Source organism: Microbacterium sp. 4-7 (assembly GCF_014332665.1).
Classification (GTDB): Bacteria; Actinomycetota; Actinomycetes; order Actinomycetales; family Microbacteriaceae; genus Microbacterium.
The window spans coordinates 263,715-287,560 of sequence record NZ_MCRH01000006.1 but is presented as its reverse complement, the minus strand read 5'-3'; the positions used below and the strand labels follow the sequence as shown (position 1 = coordinate 287,560).

Here is a 23,846-nt window from a genome sequence, read left to right as displayed (position 1 = left end):
GACGCATGCGTGCCGAGGCTTCGTCGAGACTCCGCGCCCCCGCGCCCCCTGGGGAGAGGGCGGCGCTGTGAGCGGCGTGCTGGTGCACGAATGGCTCGCACCGCGGGGCGGCTCCGAGAACGTCTTCGAGGCGCTGAACGAGGTGTTCCCGGACGCCGCACGGTATTGCCTGTGGAACGAGAGCGACGGCCGATTCGTCGTCGACGGCGAGACCTGGCTCGCTCGCACGCCGCTGCGCGGGCACAAGGCCGCAGCCGTCCCGCTGATGCCTCTCGCCTGGCGGGCCCTCCCTCGCGTGGATGCCGACTGGATCCTCACGAGTTCGCATCTCTTCGCGCACCATGCGAGGTTCGCGGGCTCTGCGCGCGATGCTCCGAAGCTCGTGTACGCGCACACTCCGGCGCGATACATCTGGAACCCCGAGCTCGATCTGCGCGGCGACACGCTCGCTGCCCGAGCCGCGGCGAAAGTGCTCAAGGGGGTCGATCGTAAGCGCGCTCAGGAACCGGTGGCGATCGCCGCCAACAGCGTGTTCGTGCAGAGGCGCATAGCCCAGGCATGGCATCGCGAGAGCACGGTGATCCACCCGCCCGTCGACGTAGCAGGCTTCACCCGTCCGCCCGCGCCGGACGAACGCGATGAGCGCGTCCTCGCGGCGCTGCCTGAGACTTTCCTTCTCGGCTTCTCACGGTTGATCCCCTACAAGCGGCTGGATCTGGTGATCGAGGCCGGGATCGCCGCCGACGTGCCCGTCGTGCTGGCAGGATCGGGATCGGACGAGGCTCGCCTGCGTTCGATCGCCGAGGAGCGCGCGCCCGGTCGTGTCTTCTTCGTCGCGTCACCGGGGGCGGAGCTCTATCGCGCTCTGCTGCAGAGGTGCATCGCCCTCGTGTTCCCGGCGGTGGAGGACTTCGGCATCGTCCCGGTCGAGGCCATGGCGGCAGGCAAGCCGGTGATCGCCGCGGCCGTCGGCGGCACCGCGGAGACGATCGTCGAGGGCAGCACCGGTGCGTTCGTCGAGCACTGGTCGCGCGACGAGCTGCGCAGCGCGGTCGACGTGGTGGCCGGCCTGTCAGCCGATGCCTGTCGTGCGCAGGCGCAGAGGTTCTCGGAAGCGGTCTTCGCCGACCGCATCAGAGAATGGGTGACCGAATCGGTCGACGACGCACGCCTGCCTGAGACGAGGAGCGCGTGACGCTCCTCGTCGACGACCGCTACCGCGGCACGCACGGCATCGGCCGATACGCCTCGGAAGTGCTCCCCCGGCTGACCCTGCCCTGGGAACCACTTGGCCTGGGCGGCACTCCGTTCTCGGGGGTCGACGCCTTCCGTTCGGTGGGACCGGCGGCGGCGCACGACGCTCTCGTCTATTCCCCCGGCTACGGCGCGCTCCTTCGCAGCAGACGACAGCTCCTCACGCTGCACGATCTCATCCAACTGAGCAGTCCGGGACTCGACCGCTGGAAGTTCGCCGCCTACTATTCAGGCCCGGTACGTGCCGTCGTGCGCCGGGCCGGCATCGTGCTCACCGTGTCCGAGACGTCTGCCAGAGCCATTCGATCGTGGGTGAACGACGACGACGTCGAGATCGTCAACGCGGGCAATGGATGCTCCGAGGCCTTCCGTCCGCCAGAAGGCGCGCTGCAGCGGTCCGACCCCTACATCCTGTTCGTCGGAAACGGCCGCGCACACAAGAATCTCGATGTGGTCCTCGACGCTCTGAGCGCCGCACGCGACGTGCGCGTCGTGGCCGTCGTCCCTGAGCGCGAGGTCGCGGAGCTGACCGCCAGGGCGACGCAACGGCACGTCGACGCCAGAGTGCGCTGGGTGAGCAACCTCGGTGACGAGGAGCTCGCCGACCTCTATCGCGGCGCCTCATCGACCGTGATGCCCTCGACGCTCGAAGGGTTCGGGCTGCCCGCCTTGGAATCGATCCGCTGCGGCACGCCGGTCGTGTACTGGGCCGGATGCGAAGCAGTCGCGGAGATCGTGGGATACCGCGGTCGTGCGGTGGCCTCCGCCGACGACGCTCACGAGTGGGCCAGCGCCCTGACGGAGGCCGTGTCCGCCGAACGCCGGGTCGATCCCCCCGAAGGCTATGACTGGGACCGTACCGCGGGGATCATCTCGGCGACGATCACCCGGCTGCTCGACTGACTAGACGCTGCGACTCGGAACCGTCCGGAGGAACTGCTCGAGCGAGTCCGTCTTGCGCTCCCACGACGCGGACGATGCGAGGTCGCCACCGGAACGGTTCGGCGACGGGTGCGCCAGCGCGCGTTCGAGCGCAGCATCCGCGTCTCCGTCATCGGTGTAGACCTCGATGCCGAGGTCGGATGATGCGCCGATGCCGGGCGTCTCGCGCGCCAGGACTGCCAGCCCGGCTGCGAGGTACTCATAGAGCTTCATCGGGCTGCGCCCCGCGTTGAGCGGGCTGTCGGAGAGCGGGAGGAGACCGACGCGCGCCGTGTGCAGCAGGCTCGGTACGTCGGCGTACGGAACGGGCCCCACGATCTCGACATTCGCCGGCAGGGCTCGGGGCGGGCGTGCATCGGGCCCCGCGATGACGAACTCGACGTCCGGCCGAGCCAGAGCCCAGCCCTCGATGCGCTCCCAATCGAATCGGTCGTCGAGCGCTCCGACATACACGCAGCGGGCGCCGCGGGGACCCGCATCAGGGCGCGGCGGCGCGAATCGAGCGGATTCCGCCCCGTTGGCCAGTATCAGCGAGGGCACGTGGAGGTCGCCGAGCCCGCGCAGCACTTCGTCGGAGGTGGCGATCACACCGTCGGCGTGGTCGAGAATTCGTCGCTGCAGGGCGTGCTTCACCCCGCCGGGGTAGAGGTCGGTCGGTCGATAGATCACGCGGCTCGAGAGCGACCGTACGGATGAGTCCCAGAGCAGCGGCTGATCGATGAGCACCGCATCGAACGCCGCATCGATGCCCTCGCGTTGCAGCATCCGAGCGACGGTCGGCACCGCCAGAGGCCTCGGCAGGACCGTGCGCGGGACGATCTGCAGCACGCCGTCCCGGTCTCGCTCGGCTCCGCGAGGGATGCCGGTGAGGCGCGATGGGTTCACCCGCCCGGTCAGCCGATGCACGAGGGAGATCGGAGTGCTCACGTGGACGACATCGACCCCGCGGTCGGACAGCACTCGGGCGTAGTGGTGGCTGCCGACCCGGAAGACCCCGAACGGATGGCTGTGCGAGAGGAAGAGGATCCGCCCGGTCGGGGTGCCGGTGCGCGATGAGGTGCCGGTCATGCTCGCGTCCTGCGGATGCCGTCTCGGATCGTCCGCTGAACGCTCTCGAGAGTCGACGCTGCCATGCGCACCCGCTCGCAGACCTCTGCCGCTCGTTCCGGCGTCGGACGGAGTGCCTCCCGCAGGCGCGGCGGGTCGCTCGCAGAGGCGTCGACGGACAGTCCGTGCAGACCGATCGCCGCGAACGCCTTCGTGATCTTCGGCGTGGGACTGGGCACGAGCTCCACCGGAATGGCCCCGCTCAGCGCGGCGAGCACCAGAACGTGCATGCGGTCGCTGACCACGACCTGCGCGGTGTCATAGCGCTGTCGAAGGCGCTCCTCCTGTACGAGGGGATCGGTGTCTCCCCAGGCCTCGAACTCGCCGCCGAGCAGCTGCGCGAGCTCGCGCGCCCGGCTCTCGTCCTCACGCACCTGGACGACGGTTCGGATCGAGAGGCCAGCGGACTCGGCGGCCTCACGCACCGCGCTCAGCCACGCCGCGTCCGGCAGAGGACGTGCGCCGCGGAGACTCACCAGCAGCTCGGAGCGTTCGCTCCATGGGCGCCCGTCCCGTACGCCGGCCGAGAATCCGATGTCGGGTGCGAGTGCGCCGCAGCGCGCGATCGCCAGCGTCGACTCGTCGCGCCACAGTGTCACCTGCGACAGGCGGGCTGCCGCACGATGGATGGCGAGAGCGGGCGACGACGGCGCGCGGATCCCCCGCGGCGGACGGACGACGACGCCGCCCTTGAGACGGACGACGAGGGTCTCGGCCAGGAACACCAGCTCTCTGAGTCCGTTGCCGCGGTCGAGCGGGATCTCCCCCGCTTCGAACACCAGCACGGGGTGCCGCGGAGCGATGAGGAGAAGCCAGAGCCAGCGCGGAACCGACTTCTTCGACCGCAGGACGATGGCGTCCGCCGGCAGGTTCAGCTGCCTCAGCCACACATCGGGTGCGTCTCCCGTGTAAGCGACCAGCTGATCGCTTGTTCCCAGCGCCCAGCCGAGGGTTTCACGCCGGATCAGCGCATCTCCGATGTTGCCGGCGGGGCCGGTGAGCGAGACGAAAGTCCGGGTTCGCCCGGGCGCTCTGGATGAGAGAGGAACCAGACGGCGCATGAGGTAAATCTAGCCGCTCTCAGCGCTCGGGCCGGTCAGGGATGCCGCGGAACTCGGCGGTCCCCGCGCTCAGGGGGTGGTCGTTCCGGTGCCTGGGTCGAAGACCGGAGGCTCGGTGACCGGCGGCAGTGACGGCTCGGGCGTCGGCTCGACCGGCGGAGTGGTCGGCTGCGGCTCCACCGGCGGCGCGGGTTCGCTCGGAGGAACCGGCTCGGGCTCGATCGGCTGCGACGGCTCCTGGTCGGGCCGGGAGTCCCGGTTGTCGGGCTCTTCGGTCTCCACAGGCAGTGCGCGCGTCACGGTGACGGGAGCGCTGACCCTCACACCGTCGCCGTTCTCCGCAGTGACGGTGTACACGGTGGCCTCGGAGCCGCACGCGAAGGGAACCGCTCGATCGGTGAGGTTGGCCGGCAGCGCCGCTGCGATCGGGAACTCGAGCGCATCGACCTGAGCGTCGCCTGCCGCGATCGCGACGCTCTCGGCATCGTCGATCTGCCAGCTCAGCAGCACCTGTGCTTCGGCTTCCTCTGAGGCGCATTCGACCGTCGCCGTGTTGGCGGTGAAGCTCTTGATCACGGGGTCCGCGGCGGGGGCCGGGGCCGAGGGGGTCGGACGCACCGAGGGCTCGGGGTCAGCGGGCGCCGCGACGCTGCTGAGGGTGCCGATGATCGCTCCGGCTGCGACCGCGAGCAGCAGCGCGACTCCGGAGAGGACCATCAGCAGCACGCTGCGCTTTCTCGTACGCTTCTCGGCGCGACGATGGCGCTCACGACGGGCGAGAGCGCGCGGCTCCTCAGCTCCGGACGAGAGTGCGGATGCGGCATGCGTTCCGCCTCCGGACCGACCGCTCTGCAGATGCTCGCCTGCGTCGAACCCGACGGCGACCGGCGCGTTCTTCGTCGCCGGCTTCGCGGCGGAGGCGGCTCCGACAGCACTCGACCCGGGGTTCTTGGTCCAGGCGACATACTCGGCGATGACATCGTCGCTGGGTCCGTCGGCGATGAGCTCGCCCTTGTGCACCCAGAGCACTCTCTCGCAGGTCTGCTTGAGCGAACCGGTCGAGTGGCTGACGATCATCACGAGGCCGGCGCTGTCACGCAGTTCGTTGATGCGCTTCTCGCTCTTCGCGCGGAATCGCCTGTCCCCCACGGCCAGCGCCTCATCGATGAGGAGGATCGAATGCGCCTTCGCCGATGCGATCGCGAACTTGAGTCGCGCCCCCATGCCTGACGAGTACGTGCGCATCGGGTGGTAGATGAAGTCGTTGAGCTCCGCGAAGTCGGCGATCTCGTCGACGCGCGCAGCCGCTTCCTCGGGGCTGAATCCCATCGCCAGCAGTCCGAGCCTGATGTTGTTCTCGCCCGAGAGCTCCGGGACGAGCGCAGCGTTCACACCGAGGAGCACGGGGCGGTCACGAGCGTAGATCGCGCCCTCGGAAGGCGGGATGAGTCCGGTCATCGCCCGGAACAGCGTGGACTTCCCCGAGCCGTTGTGGCCGACGACGCCGATCGACTCGCCCTCCGTCGCCGTGAAGCTCACTCCTCGCAGCGCCGGGACCGTGTGGAGGTCTCGACCGCCTCGGAAGGAGCGCAGACTCGTCAGCGATTCGCGCGTCGTCATCCGCTTGCCGGATGCGTACACGCGATAGTTGACGTGCACGTTGTCGGCCACGATCATCGGCCGTGGCGAGGTGTCGAGCGAGTTCGCTCGCGTGTCCGGGAGCAGAAGATCAGTCACTGAGGCCATACCTCGGCTCGCCCTGCCAGAAGAAGATCGTCCCCCCGACGATCGCCACCAGTGCCCAGATCGGCGCAGCGATCCATGCGAGGAGCGGCGCGGCATAGCCGTCCAGCATCACGTCGCGGGCCAGGGCGATGAATTCATACGTCGGCAGAAGGTGCGCGATCGTGAGCAGCACCGGGTACCCCCCGAGCGCGCCGTCGATGTTGAAGAAGATGCCGCTGGCGTAGAAGAGCACGCGGTTGATGATCGGGACGAGCTGCTGGATGTCACGCGTGCGCACCGAGATCCGCGCGACGATGAGAGCGATGCCCAGATTGAACACGCCCATGACCGCGAGGATCGGGATGATCAGGAGCCACGACCACGCCACCGGCTCGCCCAGGATGAGCAGCAGGATGCCGAGCAGCAGCACGACGGGCACCATTCGCATCGCCTGCTCCGCGATCACCGAGATCGGCAGGAGGATGCGCGGGAATCCGAAGCTCTGGACGAGCTTGGAGTTGCTCGTGATCGCCTTGGATCCGCTGCCGAAGCAGCCGGTGAAGAACTCGAAGACGAACACGCCGACGATGAGGTACGGCACGAAGTTCGCCGGCCGCGCGGCGCCGGCGAGGATGAAGTTGAAGATCGTGCCGTAGACGATCGCGAGGGAGAGCGGTTTGAGGACCACCCACAGCACACCGAGACGGTTCGGCAGCAGTCCCGCGATCAGACGGCTGCCAGCCAGCCGCAGGGCGAAGGTGCGAAGCTGCCAGGTGTCGGCGAGGTAGTCGCCGAAGCGAGGACGCGTCCCGACTTCGCTCAGACCGGAGGTCGCGGGCACAGCAGTCGCTCCCATACCGAATCCTCTACCTCTCTACCGCGTCGCACGATGCGCATGCACGAAGCCGGCATATCGGATCATGCTACCCCACCGGGTGAGTCCGTCGTCTGGACCCAGGCTCAGTCGCGACCATAGATGTCGCGGGTGTAGATCTTATGGACGACGTCGTCGAGCGCATCCGTCGAGCGGTTGGCGATGATGACATCGGCCCTGGACTTGAACTCGTCGAGATCGCGAACGACCTCGGAGTGGAAGAACTCGTCCTCCTCGAGCGAGGGCTCGTACACGACGACTTCGACGCCCTTCGCCTTGATGCGCTTCATGATGCCCTGGATCGACGACGCGCGGAAGTTGTCCGACCCGGACTTCATGACGAGGCGATAGACGCCCACGGTCCGGGGCTCTCGGGCGAGGATGTCGGAGGCGACGAAGTCCTTGCGGGTGCTGTTGGCATCGACGATCGCCGCGATGAGGTTCTGCGGCACCTTCGAGTAGTTCGCCAGCAGCTGCTTGGTGTCCTTCGGCAGGCAGTATCCGCCGTAGCCGAAGGATGGGTTGTTGTAGTGCGACCCGATGCGCGGGTCGAGTCCCACTCCCTCGATGATCTGCTTCGTGTCGAGCCCGTGCACCACTGCGTAGGTGTCGAGCTCGTTGAAGTACGCCACGCGCAATGCCAGGTAGGTGTTGGCGAAGAGCTTGATCGCCTCGGCCTCGGTCGACTCGGTGAGCAGCACGGGCACGTCGGTGGCGATCGCCCCTTCGAGCAGAAGAGCGGCGAATGCCTCGCCGACGGGGCCGCGATCGCCGACGACGATGCGCGACGGATAGAGGTTGTCGTGCAGCGCGCGTCCCTCTCGCAGGAACTCCGGAGAGAAGACGATCGTCGCCTGTCCATGCTCCGCGTTCATGCGCGCGGTGAATCCCACCGGCACCGTCGACTTGATCACGATCGCGGCGTCCGGGTTCACTGCGAGCACGGTGTCGATGACGTTCTCGACCGACGAGGTGTCGAAGTAGTTGGTCACCTCGTCGTAGTTCGTCGGCGTGGCCACGACGACGAAGTCGGCGTCCCGGTAGGCCTCCTCGGCGTCGACGGTCGCCGTGAGATCGAGCTCGTGCGTGGCGAGATAGTCCTCGAGCTCGACGTCGGCGATGGGCGAGACGCGGCGACTGAGCAGCTCGACCTTCGCAGGGTCGATGTCGACGGCGAACACCTCGTGGTGCTGGGCGAGGATGACGGCGTTGGACAGGCCGACGTATCCGGTCCCGGCGATGGCGATCTTCATGCCCTCAGGCTATCCCGGCCCGCGGATAGACTCGTGCGCGATGACACCGCGCCCTCTGCTCTCCATCGTCATACCGGTCTCGGGTGACGACGCGACTGTCGCGACGGCTCTCGAGAGCGCCCTCGCGCAGAGCCTCGTCGACATCGAGATCATCTGCGTCGATGACGCCTCGACCGACGGCACTGCCGGCGTGCTCGAGCGATTCCGCCGACGGGACCCGCGAGTGCGCGTCGTGCGACACGAACGCAACCTGTCGGCCTTCCAGGCTCGCCGCACGGGGATCCTCGCGGCGAGCGCCGATCGCGTGATGTTCCTCGACGGCGACGACGAGCTGACCCCGGATGCCGCCGCGGTCGCGGTCGCGAAGGCCGAGGAGACGGACGCGGACATCGTCGGGTTCGGTGTCACGGTGATCGAGCGCGACGGCCGCACCGGCAGCCCGTACGAGGTGCGCCTGCAGCCGCCGCAGCATCCGCACGCCGGCGATGACGTGCTGCGCGCCCTCTTCCCGGTGGGAAAGCCTGCTCAGGGTCAGCTCTGGCGATTCCTCTTCCGCACGAGCGTGCTGCGCGAGGCGTACTCCCTCGTCCCCGACGACCTCGTGCTCCCGCGCATAAACGACCTGCCGCTTCTCTTCCTCGTGGCCATACTCGCCGAGAGCTACGCGGCGGTCCCCGACAAGCTGTACCGCTATCACTTCGGTCGCGGTGGCAGCGGGCACCGGGTCGACACCCTCGAACGGGCGCGGTTCTACACGGGGGCGATCCGCTCGGTCGACGCGATCGGATCGGCTGTCGAGGCACTCGCAACCGCACATGCCGATCCGACCCTCGTCCGCGACACCTACGCGTCGGTGCGCTTCTCGATCATCGGATACGTGTGCTTCCAGCTGGTCGAGCACAGCGACGAGGGCATGCTCGACGGCGCTCTCGCACATCTGCACACGGTCGTCAGCGGCCCGGACATCATCCATGCCGCTGCGCGGTTCTATCCGGCGACTCTCAAGGCTCTCAGGTTCCACACGACGTGGCAGGGGCTGCCTGACCGGCCCGCACGCAGCATCCTGCTCGTCACGTCGACCCTCCGTACCGGCGGCGTGTCGGCCGTGCTCACCTCGCAGGCACGCTATCTGCATGAGGCGGGCTACCGGGTGACCGTCGTCGCCCGCAACGGCGGCAGCGACGCGACCGTTCTTCCCGCCGGCATCCCGTTCGTCGAGCTGACCTCACGTCGACTGCCCGCCCAGCTCACGCAGTGGGCCGAGATCTGTCGCGCCCACGAGGTCGACGTGGTCATCGACCACCAACTGCTCTACACCGACACCTGGCCCGAGTTCGCGCTCGTGGCACGAGCCGAGGGCGCGGCGACGATCGGCTGGCTGCACAACTTCGTCGCTCGACCGGTCTACGACGGCAACGATCGGCTCACCCTGATCGAGCGCTGCAGTCCGACGCTCGCTCAGCTCATCACGCTGTCACCGCTCGACGTCGCCTACTTCCGCCTGCGCGGCATCGAGAACGTGGCGTACCTGCCGAACCCGCCCTCGCCGTTGATGCTCGAGTCGGCGGCTCGCACAGGTGCGAAGACGCCGCCGTCCGACCGTCTCGAGCTGGTGTGGTGGGGGCGACTCGAGCAGCGGACCAAGCAGGTGCGGGAGCTCGTCGAGGTCGGAGTGCAGCTGCGCGCCCTCGGCGTGCCTTTCACACTGCGGATCGTCGGCCCGGACTGGGATGACGTCACCGCGAAGAAGCTCAACGCCCTCGCGCGTCGTCGCGGCGTCGGAGATGCCGTCGTCGCCGTCGGGCCTCTGCGAGGGGCTGCGCTGGTCTCGGCCATCGACTCCGCGGATGCCTTCGTCTCGACCAGCATCATCGAGGGGTATCAGCTCACGATCGCCGAAGCACAGGCCCGAGGGCTCCCGGTCTTCATGTACGAGCTCCCCTGGCTCACGCTCGTGCAGGACAACCAGGGTGTCGTCGCCGTGCCCCAGGGGGACGCCCGGGGGCTCGCCGCCCGGCTCGCCGAGACGCTCGCTGATCCGGAGGGCTATCGTCAGCTGTCTCTGGCGTCGGTGGATGCCGCGAGACGGGCGCGCGACCAGGACTTCGCGCAGCTGTATCGCGAAGTGGTCACCGGCGAGCTGTCGCCGATGTACTCGCCCGAGCCGACGCTCGACGATGCCGGTCGCCTGCTCGGTCTGCTGGTGTTCTTCGCCCAGCGCGCGGATGGCCGCTCCGTCTCGTCCGCCGATTCGTCGACCTGGGGCCAGCGCGCCTGGCAGTCCGCGGCGCCACTCGGCCGCGCGACCCTGCGGCGGATCCCGGGACTCCAGCCGCTCGCGCACCGCGCGAAAGGCTGGCTCGGCGCGCGCTGACTCTCGAAGTCGGCGTTATGCCACGGCATCCATCGCCGCGTGGATGCGCGCGGTCAGGCGGACGATGTCTTCACGGGCCGAGTGGACCGCCGGCGCGAGCGACGGCAGGTGCGACTCGAACTGCTCGGCGAATTCGCCGAGCTGTTCGTATCGACCGACGAGGTCACCGAGTCCGACGGCTGTCAGAAGGCGTGAGATCTTGTGCGGGTCGCTGCCCGAACCTATCGGGTATGCCCCCTCGGTCGCACCGATGATGAGGCCGTGCGCCCGGTCGCTGATGACGGCGAGCGACTGCCGGTACACCGCGCGCACGTAGTCGTCGAGCACGTCGTGCCGCATGCTCGAGGGCATCACGTACTCACCGCCGAGAGCCTCTGCGAGCCGAACCGCTCGAGGCGCGTCGCGCGCCACCTGGGCGACGGTGACGATCCGCGTCTGAGTCGCAGCCGCGAACGCACGGACGTCCGCGAGCCACTGCTCACCGGGCCACGCCCGGTCGAAGCGCATGGTCACCGCGATGAGCGGTCGATCGCCGGCAGCAGCCCACTCGTCGACCGCTCGCCCCTCCGAGTAGGCCCAGTCCGGCGCGAAATCGCCGAATCCCGCACCGTCACGAGAACCTCGATCGCGCCACGACATCACCGAGGCGTCGCGCATGACCGGGTCGAACACCACGCCATGCAGCGTGTCGACGTTCTTGATGCCGATGCCGGCGAAGATCAGCGCCCCGCCCGCGTCGAGCACACGTGCGCATTCGGCCGCACGGCGTGGCACCGGGAAGTGCCCCGTACGCGGATTGATCTCCCCGGCGTTGAACGCGTGCACGGGACGAGCGGCCGCGGCCTCGGCCTGGGCCCACTCCCCTCTCGCGTCATAGAACGTGAGGTCTGACGCCGGTGTGAACCCGGCCGCGAAATCACTCGTCGCCTCACCGAGATAGACGTGCACGTGCCGCCCCGCACCTCTCAAGGCTTCGAGATAGGCGAGTCGCAGTGCGGAGTCGCCGAGGTTGTCGTCCTGCCCGCTGAGATGGGCGAACACATGCTGAGTCGGTTTCACAATCACTGCACCCCACTATATGGTGGCTCTGTGTTCTCCGTGCCCCTCCCCAGGACCGGAGCAGCGACTGAACCGGGCGCGACCGAGGCTTCCGTTCCGACGGTGCTCGTCACCTCGCGCCCGCCGCGGCATCGCGTCGACTACGTCGATGAACTCGTCGGCGACGACTCGGAGGGTCGTGCTCCGACCGGCGCCGTGCTGGAGTTCCGCACCGACCCGTTTCGGGCGCACGGCGTGGATGTGATCCACCTGACCGACATCGCGACGGTCATCGGCGGCCCCCGCACTCGCGACCGAGAGCGCACACGGCGGGCGAAGCGCTTCACGAAGATGCTCCGACGCCGAGGCATCGCCCTCGTGCGCACCGTGCGCGAGACGGAGGCGGATCGGTCGCGGTCCCGAGCGGAGGCGATCGTCGATGCGGCAGCGACGACCGTGACATCGCTCGATGCCGTGACGGCGGCGGACGGCAGAGCAACGGTCGTCATCGGCCACAGCCACCTTCGCAACCGGTTCCTCGGCTTCCCTCGGGAAGAGGCCGTCGCGGGCCGCGTGCTGATCACGGCGGTCAACACCCTGCATCCGTCGTCCCGACCGGCCGTGAGCGTCTTCGGAGTCGCTGACCTGCCCGGCTGGACGCTGCGCCTCGCAGGCAAGGTGCCGATCGACCTCGAGGACTCCTACGCGCGAACGCTTGCCGACCTCACCGACACGGTGTCGCTGCGCGACGAGCTCCTCTCCGATGCAGAATGCGTCTCGGAGATCAGCCAGGCGGAGATCGTGCTTATCACAGCGCCGACGAACCACAGGTCCCAGAGCGTCCTCATGCTCGCTCTGTCGCTGGATCGGCCCGTGCTCGTCGAGGACAGCCCGCAGACGCGGGCGCTCGCTGACGAGGTCGGCCCTTCATGGGTGCGGCGCCATGCCGGTCCGCTGACCGCCCAGACACTCGAGAACGAGCTCGCCGCATTGCGAGCAGATCCGCCCACCGGTCGCCCCCGCCTCGATGCGCGCGACCCCAACCTGATCAGCGAGCAGTACTTCGCGGTGTATCGCGCCGCGGCGGCCGCGCGCTGACGCCGGACGACTCTCATGCCGACGCCTTCGACTCCTCTCGTCTCCTTCATCGTCCCCGCCGACGCAGAAGCAGACTCCGTCGCGCACAGCCTTCGATCGTGTCTCACCCAGTCACTCGCCCAGATCGAGATCGTCTGCGTGCTCCCCGACGGAACCGGACTCGTCTCCGCAGAGGCGACCTCGGATCCGCGTGTCGTCACCATCACCCGACCTTCCGATTCCGCCCGCTCGCAGCTCCGGCGGGCGGGGGTCGAAGCCGCGACGGCGCCGTACGTGCTGCTGCTCGAGCCGGGAGACACCGTGGCTCGCGGCGCCGCGATGCGGCTTCACCGCTGCGCCGTGGAATCGCAGGCGCAGCTCGTCGGATTCGCCGTCCAGACGTCGCCCGATGACCGCAAGGGCGAGACGCACCCGGCTGAGTCGGGGCCTCTCCACGGACCCGACATCCTCCGCGCCCTCGTCCCCCGGGACACCGTCGCCGAGCTCGTGCCCTCGCGACACCTGTTCCAGACCGACCTGCTGCGACGGGCTTACGCGACGTCCGCAACCGACTCCGGCCCGCTCATGGACGACCGGGGCGCCGTGCTGCTGGCCTACGCATCCGCGGAGTCGTATGGAGCGGTCAGCACGGTCGAGTACCTGCGCCGATCGCAGCAGCGCGACATCGCCGCTGACCCGGTGCGCCTCGAACAAGCGATGCACCACGTCAGGTCGTTGCAAGCCGTCGAGCCGGCCGTCCGGGAGAAGGCCCGACACAGCGCAGACCCCGAGCCACTGCTCGACGGGTACACCACGGGCTATCTCACCGCGATCGGGGAAGCACTCGACGCCTTCGCCGCGCTGCCGCCGGAGGCGCGGGCCCACGCGCACGAGACGCTGCGATCCTGCGTCGGTGACCTCGACCTGATTGCGGCGGCCGTGACCTTCGCGCCCGACGCGATCCCCGCGCTCGTCGCGCACGGGGAACGTCTCGAACTCGGCCGCGCGCCGGTGCGGAGCGTGCTGCTGACGACCAATGTGCTGACCACCGGCGGGGTCTCGGGTGTGCTGCTCACGCAGGCGCGGTTCCTTCTCAGAGCCGGATACCGGGTGACGATCGTCACGCATCGCCCCGGGAGCGCCGAATCGCTCGTTCCCGAAGGCGCCACGCTCGTTCAACTGACCGGCACGAGCCGACGTCAGCGCGTAACGCAGTGGGCGCAGTTCTGCCGACGCTTCGCCGTCGATGTGGTCATCGACCACCGCATCCTGTATTCGCGCGACTGGCCTTCGTTCGCGCTCGCGGCCCGCTCGGCAGGGTCGGCGACCATCGGGTGGATACACAACTTCGCAGGCCGCCCCACGTACAACGGGAACGACCTCCAGACGCTGCTCCAGACCCATCTGAGCGCGCTCGCGCACCTGGTGGTGCTCTCTCCGCTCGATGTGGCGTTCTGGAAGCTCCGCGGCATCCGTCACGTGAGCTACCTCCCGAACCCGCCGTCGCCGTTCCTCCTCGCCGTCGGCGAACCGCGCAGCGGGAAGCCGGCGCCGGCGGGTCGCCGGCTGGAGCTCGTCTGGTGGGGGCGGTTGGAAGAGCACACCAAGAAGGTCACGCAGCTGGTGGAGGTGGCCGCGGCGCTCCAGCGGCTCGGGATCGACTTCCGGCTGCGGATCGTCGGTCCGGACTGGGCCGACATGAGCGCGGATCGGCTGCGGGATCTGGCCGCGACCCGAGGCGTGGCCGACCGCGTCGAGCCCACCGGTCCTCGGCATGGATCGGATCTCCTCGAGGTGATCGATTCGTCGGACATCTTCGTCAACACGAGCATCATCGAGGGGTACCCTCTCACCCTCCCCGAGGCACAGTCACGCGGTCTTCCGATCGCGATGTACGACCTGCCGTGGCTGTCGCTCATCCAGGACAACGCCGGCGTCGTCACCACGGCGCAGCAGGATCCGGAGTCGCTCGCCCAGGCGATCGCGGATGTCGCCGCGGATCCGGCCCGGTATGAAGCGATGTCGAGAGCCTCCGTCCTGGCCGCGACTGACGCCACCTCGTTCGACTTCGCCCAGCTCTACGAGCAGCTGCTGCATGGTGGCCTTCCAGCGGAGCTCTCTCCCGAGCCCACGCTCGACGACGGACGCAAGGTGCTCGAACTGCTCCTCTTCTTCGCCGAGCGGAGCACCCCGCCGCCACGAGCGGCGCCCTCTCGGTCGACGGCGCTCGCGCCCGCAGCACTCCGCCCTCGGTCGCAGCCGCGTACGTTCGGGGAGCGTCTCGAGCGAAAGCTGACCCCCATCGGCCACCGCGTCATCGATGCTGCTCCGTGGCTTCGACCGGCGGCGAACAAAGTCAAGCGCGTATTGCTGCGCCGATAGCGAGAGACCACATGCAAGCGACTCCCCTCGTCTCGATCGTCGTCCCCGTCTTCAACGATGCCGACGTGATCGCCACCGCTCTCGACAGCTGTCTTCGGCAGACGCTGGCAGCGATCGAGGTCATCGTGGTCGACGACGCGTCGACCGACGACACCGCCGCGATCGTCGAACGCTACAGCGCTCAGGACTCGCGCGTGCGACTCATCCGCCAGCAGCAGAACGCGTCGGCGTACCAGGCTCGTCGCGTCGGGATCTTCGCGGCGAAGGCCGATCATCTGCTGTTCCTCGACGGAGACGATGAACTCGCGGAGACGGCTGCCCGGGCAGCTCTCGAGAAGGCGACGGAGACCGGCGCTGATCTCGTGCAGTTCGGCGTCGAGGTCGTGCGTCTCGATGGGCGCACCGGGGGGCCGTTCGAGTCACGCCTGCAGCCGAAGCACCCCACTCTCACAGGCAGCAATGTCCTGCGCGGCCTCTTCCCGCTGGATCGCCCTGCCCAAGGGCAGTTGTGGCGCTACCTGTTCCGTACCCGCCTCCTCACCGATGCCTATGCGCTCATGCCCGCAGACCTGGTGCTGCCGAGGGTCAACGACCTGCCGATCTCCTTCCTCGCTGCGGCGCTGGCCGCTCGCTTCGAATCGATCCCGGACCGCCTGTACCGTTATCACTTCGGGCGAGGCGGAAGCGGCCAGAAGGTGCGCGACCTCAGCACCGCATCGTTCTACGCAGGAGCCATCCGATCCATCGATTCGATCGAGCCGGCCGTTCTGCGGGTCGCCGGCACGAGCATCGACCCTGACCTCGTGCTCTCGACCTACGCATCCGTACGACGCGCCATCATCGGATACACCACCCACTACCTGGCAGAGCACACACGTGCGGATCTGCGCGATGCGATGTTCGCCGACCTGTACACTCGGGCGTCCGCCCACGACATCGTGCAGTCGACCGCCCTGCACTGGCCGAAGGCGATGGACACGCTGGCCGCCTACGGCGACGCGATCGAGCTCGTCGCTCGACCGGTGCACAGCATCATCCTCGCAACGAACCATCTGCGCACCGGTGGAATCTCCGGCGTCGTGATCTCTCAGGCTCGGGTGCTGCACGACTCCGGCTTCCGCGTGACGGTCGTGGCCCGCGAGCCGGGCAGTGATCTCTCGAACCTTCCGGCCGGCGTCGGCTTCGCCGAGGTGTCGGCGGACACCCTGGGCGGCTCGCTCGCCCAGTGGGCCGAGATCTGCACGCAGCACGAGGTGGATCTCGTGATCGACCACCAGTGGCAGTACTCACCGTCGTGGCAGGCCTTCGCGCTCGCGGCACGCGCTGAGGGTGTCGCCACGATCGGGTGGTCGCACAACTTCGCCGGTCGATCGCTGCTGCTCGGTCTCGATCGGCTCGAATCCGCACCGCGATACTTCGCGCTGCTCTCGCATCTCGTCGTTCTCTCGCCACTCGACGTCGCGTTCTGGAAGCTGCGAGGGATGCCGCGTGTGTCCTACCTTCCCAATCCGCCGTCGTCTAACCTGCTCGCTGCCGGAACCGCGACCGCGCCGCGGCGCGCGCCTGCGGGGCGGCGCGTCGAGCTGGTCTGGTGGGGCCGCCTGCAGCAACGCACCAAGAGGGTGAGCGAGCTGATCGACGTCGCCGAGCACCTCGAGCGGATGGGCGTCGATTTCCGGCTCCGGATCATCGGCCCCGACTGGCGCGACATGACGGCGTCACGGCTGAACGGGATGGCGAAGGCGCGACGCCTCGCGCACCGCGTCGAAGCGGTGGGACCGCTTCATGGTGCCGCCCTCAGTGCCGCCATCGACTCGTCCGATCTGTTCGTGAACACCAGCATCATCGAGGGCTACCCCCTCACGATCCCGGAGGCACAGGCGCGGGGTCTCCCGGTCGCGATGTACGACCTGCCGTGGTTGGCCGTGACCGACGGAAACGGGGGCGTCGCGAAGACAGGCTGGGGGGATGTCGAGGCTCTCGCCCGACAGATCGCCGAGGTCGTCGCCGACGCCGACGTCTACACCCGCATGTCGGCTGCGTCGCTGGCCGCAGCCGAGCGAGAGCTCTCACACGATTTCGCGGTGCTGTATCGCCGGCTGGTCGAGGGCGCGCTTCCGTCCGAGCTGTCACCCTCACCGACAGTCGACGACGTCCGGCAGCTCATCGACCTCTCCATCACCTTCGCCGAGGAGCACGCGGCGAAGCGCTCCGGGCCGCAGCGCTCTCGCGGTGTGGCCGGAAGCACGCCCGGGACGCCGGCGAGGGTCGCGACGACGTGGCGGGCGCGCGCCACGCGGCGTGCCGCTCCGGCAGCGAGAAGACTCATCGAGGTCGCTCCCTGGATGGGTCCGATCGCTCGAAGGATCAAGCGCACGCTCACGTGACACCCCGTCGCGAGAGTTCGATGATCGACATCACAGCGGGTCGGTGACGGCCATCGCGCCGGGTCGGTGACGGCGGTTGCCGATCAGCCGCGCTTGCCCGTGATGCGCGACGCTCGGTGACCGACCCGCTCGACGATCGAGTCCCTCACACGGATCATGGAGCGGTTCTTGCCCGCGCTGGCCGCCGTCAGGCGCTGGAACCGACCGGGGAAGAACCGGTTGGCCGCTTCTTCGATCTTCAGGGGCGACCGGCGCATCCCGAGTGAGTCCTCATACTCGAGCTCGATCACCCACACCCCTGCCCGAGGGAAGAGCTCGGGGGAGATCTCTGCCGACCAGGTGCGATCGTCGAAGTCGAAGTGGCGGATCGGGAACCGGACTCGATCCCGGTCTCGGTACTGTCGAGCGACGAGACGCGTGACTCCCCCGGGTCGCAGTCCCGTCATCGCGCCTGACAGCGTGGTCCGCGCCCCGCTTCTCAGCGTGGCGGCGATGCCGGCGGACGGAGGACTGATCGACTGCCGGGCGAGGTCGACGTCATCTGACTCGACGATGGCACCCGCGAGCCGTTCTTCCAGACTGTGGGGAACGACAGCAAGGGGGACGTTCGGATCCAGAAGACGTCTCCGCAGCACCGGCAGGGCCGGCGAGAAGGCATCGGTCCGCCATGACGGATCACTGATGAACCGGCGCATCAGGTATTTCAGTGAGAGGCTGTCGATCGTGGCCCGAGGGATCGTCGGCAGCGCCTCGGCAGCCGACAGCGCACGGATGAGCTGGTCGGCGTTCAGCGTGGATGCCGACTTCTCGGCGCGCAGCATGATCCGCGCCTCGTTGAATCGACCGTCCGCGGCGAGCGCCCAGACGACCTGGTTCTCTGCTTTCAGTCTGCGGAGCTCGTTGCGGGGCGCACGCGAGAGCAGCTTCGCGATCTGTTCCGCGACCCGACGGTCCTCGGCGCGGTCGCCGGAGCGACGCTCGAGGAACTTGCCGATGTTCTGCCAGGCGTCGGCGTTGAGCACCATCGCCCAGTACTCGCGGGTCACCGGCGCCGACTCTCGTTGCTGGACCAGCGCGGCGCACGTCGCCTCTTCGCTGAAGTAGCTCACCGTGTAATCCGTCGAGCCCGCGCGCGAGGTCATGGAGCCCCCGCCCGGACGGTCTCTGTAGACGTACGCCGGCAGCGGGGACACCGCGATCGATCGCGCGCTCAAGAGGACGCTCGTCATCGCGACGATGTCGTTCGATCGCGGAACCCCGGGAAAGGGGAATGCGGTCTGCTGCCAGTGCTCGCGCCGGATGAGACGGTTCCACACCGCCCGGTGCCTGACCAGCTGGGGGTGGGTCTCGATCGTGACGTTCTCGAGAGGGAGCGCATAGGCCTGATTGAATCCGGTGCCCGCGTCCCACGTCGAGGTCGTGAAGAACTTCAGATAGCTGCCGTTGATGACATCCGGATCCGACCTGCGCGCGAGCGACAGCAGGTGCGCGTACGCGCGTGGCGGGACGACGTCATCACCGTCGGCGAACGCGAGGTACTTTCCGCGGGCGAGCTCGATGCCGGCGTCGCGCGCCTGTCCGCCGCCCGCCCCGGGCGACCTCACCAGACGCACCCGGGGGTCCGCGCGCTGATGCGCGAGGACTCTGTCCTGAGTCCCGTCGGTCGACCCGTCGTCGACGACGATGATCTCGATCCTGACGCCCACGGAGGCCCGGATGCTCTCGAGGAGCTCGTCCACGTAGTGGACCACGTTGTAGGTGGGGATGATGACGGAGATGTCGATGGCATCGGAGTCGGTGTCGGGGTCCCCCGATGTCGCCCCGGGTCGCGACACGAATCGATCGATGAACGCGTCCCGGAGGTCTTCCTCCCCGCGCAGCCCGAGCGGGGCCCAGGCGTCGACGAGAAGGGGGGTCGAATCGAAGCTCGGCACGTCGTCGACCCCGATGGGGCGGCCATCGGGCCGTGCGACGTCCACCAGGGCAGCATGGCCCATCGCGATCAGCGCGAGCTGCCAGCGCTTCCAGATCGTCAGATTCGACAACGAGGTCGTCGAGAGGTCTCGCGCGAGATCGTTGACGAGCTCCTTCGCATCGGGTCGTTCCTGACCGGCGGCGAGGAGATCGAGCGCTTTCGGGTTCAGCACGTCACGAGAGATCACCTCGCGGGCATACGACTGGCGCACTGCCAGCGGAGCAGCGGCGAGCGCAGCCCAGATGCGAGATTCGTCCGTGACCCAGCGTGAGGACATCGGCGCAGCCGGGCTCTTGCTCGGACGTTCCCGGCAGAAGACGACGGAACGCGAGACGATATCGACGCGGCCCGCAGCCAGATACAGCCGGGCTACGAGAAGCTCCTCGAGCCACGGATCCTCCGCGTGCACGAGCGAACGGATCAGATCGCGCCGCATCACCTTGCCGCACAGGATGTCATCCGAGACCAGGCCGGGCCGGTCCTCCAGCAGGATGCTCGTCGCGTCCGTGTCGAGCGCGCCGTCGACCGCACGACCGATCCGGTAGCGGTGCTTGGCGATCGACTCCGCGGTTCCGACAGCCATGTCCGATCCGGACGACTGCAGGCTGGCGACCAAGGCTCGGTAGCCGCCCCGGATCGAGAGCCCGTCGGCATCCGCGACCGTCACCCAGGAGGCTGAGCAGCGCTCGAGAGCAGCGGCGAGCGCTGCGCTTCGCCCCCGTGCGCTGTCCGCGTCGATCACGTGAACACGCGCATCAGAGCGCGCCGCCGTGCGCACGACCGAGGCGACGTCCGGGCTGCTGCGCCCGTCGACGACGACGACGACGTCCAGGGTCGGGGAATCCTCTCGCAGGGTCGACCACAGGAGGTCGCTCACATGCATGGGCGATTCGGGGAAGATGACGACCACGCTCAGATCAGCGACCTCGTTCATGGCACCTCCGTGGTCTGCGTGGAAGAGTCGGTCAGGTCCTCGATGATCGACACATAGTCCCAGGCCATGTGCAGCGTCGAGTATTCGGATGCGAATCGCGTCGCCGCAGCTCGCACGTCCTCCCTCACGGGGAAGGCAGCCGCGATCGTGTCCGCCAGGGCAGACACGGGATCGCGCCGGGTGTCGTAGAAGGTCACCCACGGCTGCGCGCCGTACTCCGCGATGAGATGAGGCTCGGCGGGCAGGATGCACGGTCGCGCGAACGTCGCCGAGAGCAGGACGCTGCCGGAGTTGAGCACGCGCTCATAGGGGAAGACCAGCACGTCGCACGCCGCGAACCACGCCGAGATGTTCGCGTCGCTGATGAACGAGTGCCGTCGCACGGTCGGCACGCCCGTCGGCAGCTCCCGTTCGATCAGAGCGATCTCCTCGGGTGCCGTCTTCCCGGCGAGCACCAGAACGAGATCGTCGACGTGGGATGACGCCTTCCCCACCGCGCGCAGCAGGGTCGGGATGCCCTTGTATCCGCGGATCTGCCCGACGAATCCGACCACCGATGCGGACGACGGTATCCCGAGAAGCTCACGAGCCTGGTCCTGGGAGGGCGGGTCGGAGTAGATACCCGCATAGCTGGCGTGCCTCAGGGTGACGATCTTCTCGGGTGGGAGATCGTAGAACTCCGAGACGGCCTCGCTGGTGCTGGCGTTCAGCTGGATGATCCGATCGGCGCGCTCCGCGAGGAGGCGCGCCAGCTTGACCTCCAGGTCCGGATACGGGGTGTTGTGAGCCAGCGTGTTGTGGACGGTCCAGATGATCCGCACGCCCGCCTTGCGCAGCCTCAGGAGGATCCCCGCGAAGCGCTTGAGGGAGCGCTCTGCGATGTCACGAGTGCCGTCCGAGTTCACGATGGGACTCGTCCAGTGGATGTGGAAGATGTCGCCGTCCGTCAGGCCGGGCAGAGCGTCGACCAGCGTCTCGATGGTCTTGGACCCCTCGACGCGCCATCCTTCCGAGCGTGCCCCGACATAGAGCATGTTCAGATACGGATTCTGCGCCCAGGCGGGGAAGACGTGGATTTTTCCGCTCACGCTGTGAATGTCCCATTCTGAAGACTGATGTCGGCACCGGCTTCCCGCCACGGCACGGAGTCCGCGAGCGACGGGTACCCCACGAGGGTGCTCTGGTCCTGGGTCCCCCGCATGACGGGGATCTGCGAGGATGACCCGTCCGCGTGGGTCACGCGGACGATGACCGAATCGATCTCGACCTCCGAGCCCATGGCGACGGATGCGGTGAGGTCGATCGACCATTGGCGGTGGTACATCGCGAAGACGGGCAGGTCGGCGGTGCTCTCCCTGCCGGCGTCATCCTGACAGACCACCTCGATGGCGGACACCTCGTTGGTGGGGGTCCCCACGCGCAGGGCTATCGAGAGGACGTGCAGCCCCTCAGCCGAGCGCACAGCTCGCATCAGTGCGTGCGGCCCTTCGCGCTCGAGCCAGAGTGCGCGGAGGAATCTGTCGGGGTCCCCTCCGTCGAGCGCCGCGAGCAGGCCTGCATCGGCCGTCGACAGGTCCGTGTGCTCGAGTCCGGGCACCAGCGCGATTCGGTATGCGTGCGCTTCCGCGAAGCTGCCGTCGAATGCACGACGAGACACGGAGCGGACCGTCCCGTCATCGCCCTCGATCAGGGCGCGGCCCGCCTCGACGACATGAGGGAACACCTCCTGCACGAAGTGGTCACGGCTCCCGGATTCGTCGGGTCCCGACGCGACACCCACGTCGGCCCACGCCGCGAGAATGACGTCACGGTCGTCGAAGACGGCGGGTCGCGCTGACGACGATGCACGACCCCACAGGTCGTGTGGGAATGCGGAGAGCAGGGCGTCGAGGTCGACGTCCGGCGCCGTGTGTCCGCCGAGGTCGATGGCAGCGGAGATGTCCCCCGAGATCCTCGTGAGCGGCCGACCGGTTCCCGCCAGATAGTCGCGGTACTTGAGTGCTCCCTCGGCGGCGGACACCACGAAGCGGGCCGGGATGCCGAGCGAATCCGCGATCGCGATGGCGTGCAGCGAACTCCCCACGACGAAGCCGCTCCCGGCGATCGTCCGGAGCACTGCGTTCAACGGCGCTCTCGGATCGAGCACTGTGTAGCCGAGCGAGGTCGCGGTCTGCGACATCTCCGCGAAGTCGTTGAGGTTCGGGGCGATGAGCATCCCGCCCGCTCCGGTACGGCCCCAGCTTCTCAGCTCCGGCATGAACCGCGGGAGCAGAAGCGCAGGATCGCCGAACACGGCCGGCACCCTGCCCCCCTTGGCCGTGATGAGACGGGCGGAGTGGGGACCCCGAACGCTGCGGATGTCGAGCGTCTCGAAGTGGGGCGGCAGCTTGGATGCGAGTTTGAAGTTCACCCCGGTGCCCCAGACGACCGCGCCCTCCGGTGCGAAGTGAAGCACCGAACCGATCGTGATCAGCACCGGCGCCTCGGAGGACTCCGTCGAAGACGCCCTCATGCTCAGGTCACCGAGTATCCGCTCCACCAGCAGAGGTCCGAGCAGATCTCCGAAGTTGTTGACCAGACGGCCGCCGGGTTCGCCCTCGGCCGTTCGCAGCGGGTTCCACGAGAGGACGTCGATGCCTCCGAGACGGGTCAGCAGAGCTCCGCTCGTGGCTGTCACGATCCTGCCTTCATCGGGTCGCCACTCGCCGGCGATTGGCCCGGCTCACCGAGCCAATCGTAGAATCCGGTCGCGAGGGCGGCAGCGAAAGACCTGTTCATGTGGTAGAAATCTCCACGGGAATAGAACGAATCGGCTCCGGTGTCGGAGGGATCGCCCATCGCGTAGACGTTCTCGGTGAAACCGTCGGCGGTGAGAGTCGGGCCGGGCTGCGAGAACACCCGCACACCCTCGTCCTCGAGCCGACGCACCTGTCGCGCGAAGTCCGAGCGCACTCTGTTCCAGTCGCCGCTCGACGCCAGGCGCCCGTACAGTGCGAACTTCTCGCCGTCTCTCGAAGACACCCACTCCGCGGGAGCAGGTTGCGGAATCACGATCACCTGCGCGGCTCCGACGTCCACCAGCAGTCGGGTGAGGCGCGCCATGAAGATCTGGTCGAACGCCGCATCGACATACGCGTTCCAGACCGCATCGCTGAGCGACGGCACTCCGTAGTCTCCGACGGCGTCGACGGGAGCGAAGCTCTGCCACAGCTTGACCATCTGGACCAAGGAGAAGTTGAGGCCGACCGCGACGACGGCGTCGGCGCGTCGCACATCGATCTCCGCGCCGTATCGCGGCGGATCCTCCAGCTTGATGAAAGGGAGCTCGACCGTGCCCGAGTCGCTGACGACGACCGCATCGACAGTCCCGTACGTTCGCGAGATGAAGTGCGCGACATCTCGATCGCCCCGCGCCTTCGTCAGCGCGGGCGCGATGGTTCCCAGGTGGGAGTTCCCCACGAAT

Annotated in this window: 16 protein-coding genes; 6 read left to right on the top strand and 10 right to left on the bottom strand. The window is 68.2% G+C overall.

Features of this window, described 5'->3' with window-relative positions; all coding sequences use genetic code 11:
- Window positions 1-67 precede the first annotated feature (67 nt).
- The gene (locus tag BEP68_RS13790; protein ID WP_056279740.1) at window positions 68-1,195 is read left to right on the top strand and encodes a glycosyltransferase; all 1,128 of its coding nucleotides are present in this window, start codon (window positions 68-70) and stop codon (window positions 1,193-1,195) included.
- Window positions 1,192-2,157: a glycosyltransferase family 4 protein gene (locus tag BEP68_RS18395; RefSeq protein WP_187250327.1), complete on the top strand. Its 966-nt coding sequence runs from the start codon at window positions 1,192-1,194 to the stop codon at window positions 2,155-2,157. The genes BEP68_RS13790 and BEP68_RS18395 overlap by 4 nt, the downstream gene beginning before the upstream one ends.
- Here BEP68_RS18395 and BEP68_RS13780 read toward each other — a convergent pair whose 3' ends face one another.
- The 5 genes from BEP68_RS13780 to BEP68_RS13760 all read right to left on the bottom strand — a co-directional run bounded on the left by BEP68_RS13780 (window position 2,158) and on the right by BEP68_RS13760 (window position 8,216).
- Entirely contained in the window at window positions 2,158-3,264 is a 1,107-nt protein-coding gene (locus BEP68_RS13780; RefSeq protein WP_187250326.1) for a glycosyltransferase, read from the bottom strand.
- On the bottom strand, window positions 3,261-4,364 hold the full coding sequence (locus BEP68_RS13775; protein WP_187250325.1) for a polysaccharide pyruvyl transferase family protein: 1,104 nt from the start codon (window positions 4,362-4,364) through the stop codon (window positions 3,261-3,263). The genes BEP68_RS13780 and BEP68_RS13775 overlap by 4 nt, the downstream gene beginning before the upstream one ends.
- A gap of 69 nt (window positions 4,365-4,433) precedes the next feature.
- Complete coding sequence (locus BEP68_RS13770; protein ID WP_315985316.1) at window positions 4,434-6,101, bottom strand: ABC transporter ATP-binding protein; 1,668 nt, start codon at window positions 6,099-6,101, stop codon at window positions 4,434-4,436.
- Entirely contained in the window at window positions 6,094-6,945 is an 852-nt protein-coding gene (locus tag BEP68_RS13765) for an ABC transporter permease (protein ID WP_056279731.1), read from the bottom strand. Before BEP68_RS13765 ends, BEP68_RS13770 begins: the two co-directional genes overlap by 8 nt.
- Before the next feature lie 104 nt (window positions 6,946-7,049).
- On the bottom strand, window positions 7,050-8,216 hold the full coding sequence (locus BEP68_RS13760) for a nucleotide sugar dehydrogenase (protein ID WP_187250323.1): 1,167 nt from the start codon (window positions 8,214-8,216) through the stop codon (window positions 7,050-7,052).
- A gap of 40 nt (window positions 8,217-8,256) precedes the next feature.
- On the opposite strand from BEP68_RS13760, the gene BEP68_RS13755 reads away from it, so the two are divergent.
- A complete protein-coding gene (locus BEP68_RS13755) occupies window positions 8,257-10,590 on the top strand; it encodes a glycosyltransferase (protein ID WP_187250322.1) in 2,334 nt (777 codons plus the stop codon).
- Window positions 10,591-10,605: 15 nt separating this feature from the next.
- Here the strand turns inward: BEP68_RS13755 and BEP68_RS13750 are convergent, their stop codons facing one another.
- On the bottom strand, window positions 10,606-11,655 hold the full coding sequence (locus BEP68_RS13750) for a polysaccharide pyruvyl transferase family protein (protein ID WP_187250321.1): 1,050 nt from the start codon (window positions 11,653-11,655) through the stop codon (window positions 10,606-10,608).
- Window positions 11,656-11,679: 24 nt separating this feature from the next.
- On the opposite strand from BEP68_RS13750, the gene BEP68_RS13745 reads away from it, so the two are divergent.
- Genes BEP68_RS13745 through BEP68_RS13735 form a run of 3 tightly spaced genes read left to right on the top strand, consistent with a single transcriptional unit; the run spans window position 11,680 to window position 17,474 of the window.
- Window positions 11,680-12,726 (top strand): hypothetical protein, encoded by a 1,047-nt coding sequence (locus tag BEP68_RS13745; protein WP_072591684.1) that lies wholly within the window; start codon window positions 11,680-11,682, stop codon window positions 12,724-12,726.
- Window positions 12,727-12,741: 15 nt separating this feature from the next.
- Complete coding sequence (locus BEP68_RS13740; protein WP_187250320.1) at window positions 12,742-15,087, top strand: glycosyltransferase; 2,346 nt, start codon at window positions 12,742-12,744, stop codon at window positions 15,085-15,087.
- 11 nt (window positions 15,088-15,098) lie between these two features.
- Window positions 15,099-17,474 (top strand): glycosyltransferase, encoded by a 2,376-nt coding sequence (locus tag BEP68_RS13735; RefSeq protein ID WP_187250319.1) that lies wholly within the window; start codon window positions 15,099-15,101, stop codon window positions 17,472-17,474.
- Between the two features lie 83 nt (window positions 17,475-17,557).
- Here the strand turns inward: BEP68_RS13735 and BEP68_RS13730 are convergent, their stop codons facing one another.
- The 4 genes from BEP68_RS13730 to BEP68_RS13715 are packed head-to-tail and all read right to left on the bottom strand — an operon-like array spanning window position 17,558 to window position 23,842.
- Window positions 17,558-20,383 carry a glycosyltransferase family 2 protein gene (locus BEP68_RS13730; protein ID WP_187250318.1) on the bottom strand — a complete coding sequence of 942 codons (2,826 nt, stop codon included), beginning with the start codon at window positions 20,381-20,383 and terminating at the stop codon, window positions 17,558-17,560.
- The gene (locus BEP68_RS13725) at window positions 20,380-21,471 is read right to left on the bottom strand and encodes a glycosyltransferase family 4 protein (protein WP_056279715.1); all 1,092 of its coding nucleotides are present in this window, start codon (window positions 21,469-21,471) and stop codon (window positions 20,380-20,382) included. Before BEP68_RS13725 ends, BEP68_RS13730 begins: the two co-directional genes overlap by 4 nt.
- On the bottom strand, window positions 21,468-23,060 hold the full coding sequence (locus BEP68_RS13720) for a polysaccharide pyruvyl transferase family protein (RefSeq protein WP_187250317.1): 1,593 nt from the start codon (window positions 23,058-23,060) through the stop codon (window positions 21,468-21,470). The genes BEP68_RS13725 and BEP68_RS13720 overlap by 4 nt, the downstream gene beginning before the upstream one ends.
- The gene (locus BEP68_RS13715) at window positions 23,057-23,842 is read right to left on the bottom strand and encodes a hypothetical protein (protein WP_187250316.1); all 786 of its coding nucleotides are present in this window, start codon (window positions 23,840-23,842) and stop codon (window positions 23,057-23,059) included. The genes BEP68_RS13720 and BEP68_RS13715 overlap by 4 nt, the downstream gene beginning before the upstream one ends.
- Between the last annotated feature and the right edge of the window lie 4 nt (window positions 23,843-23,846).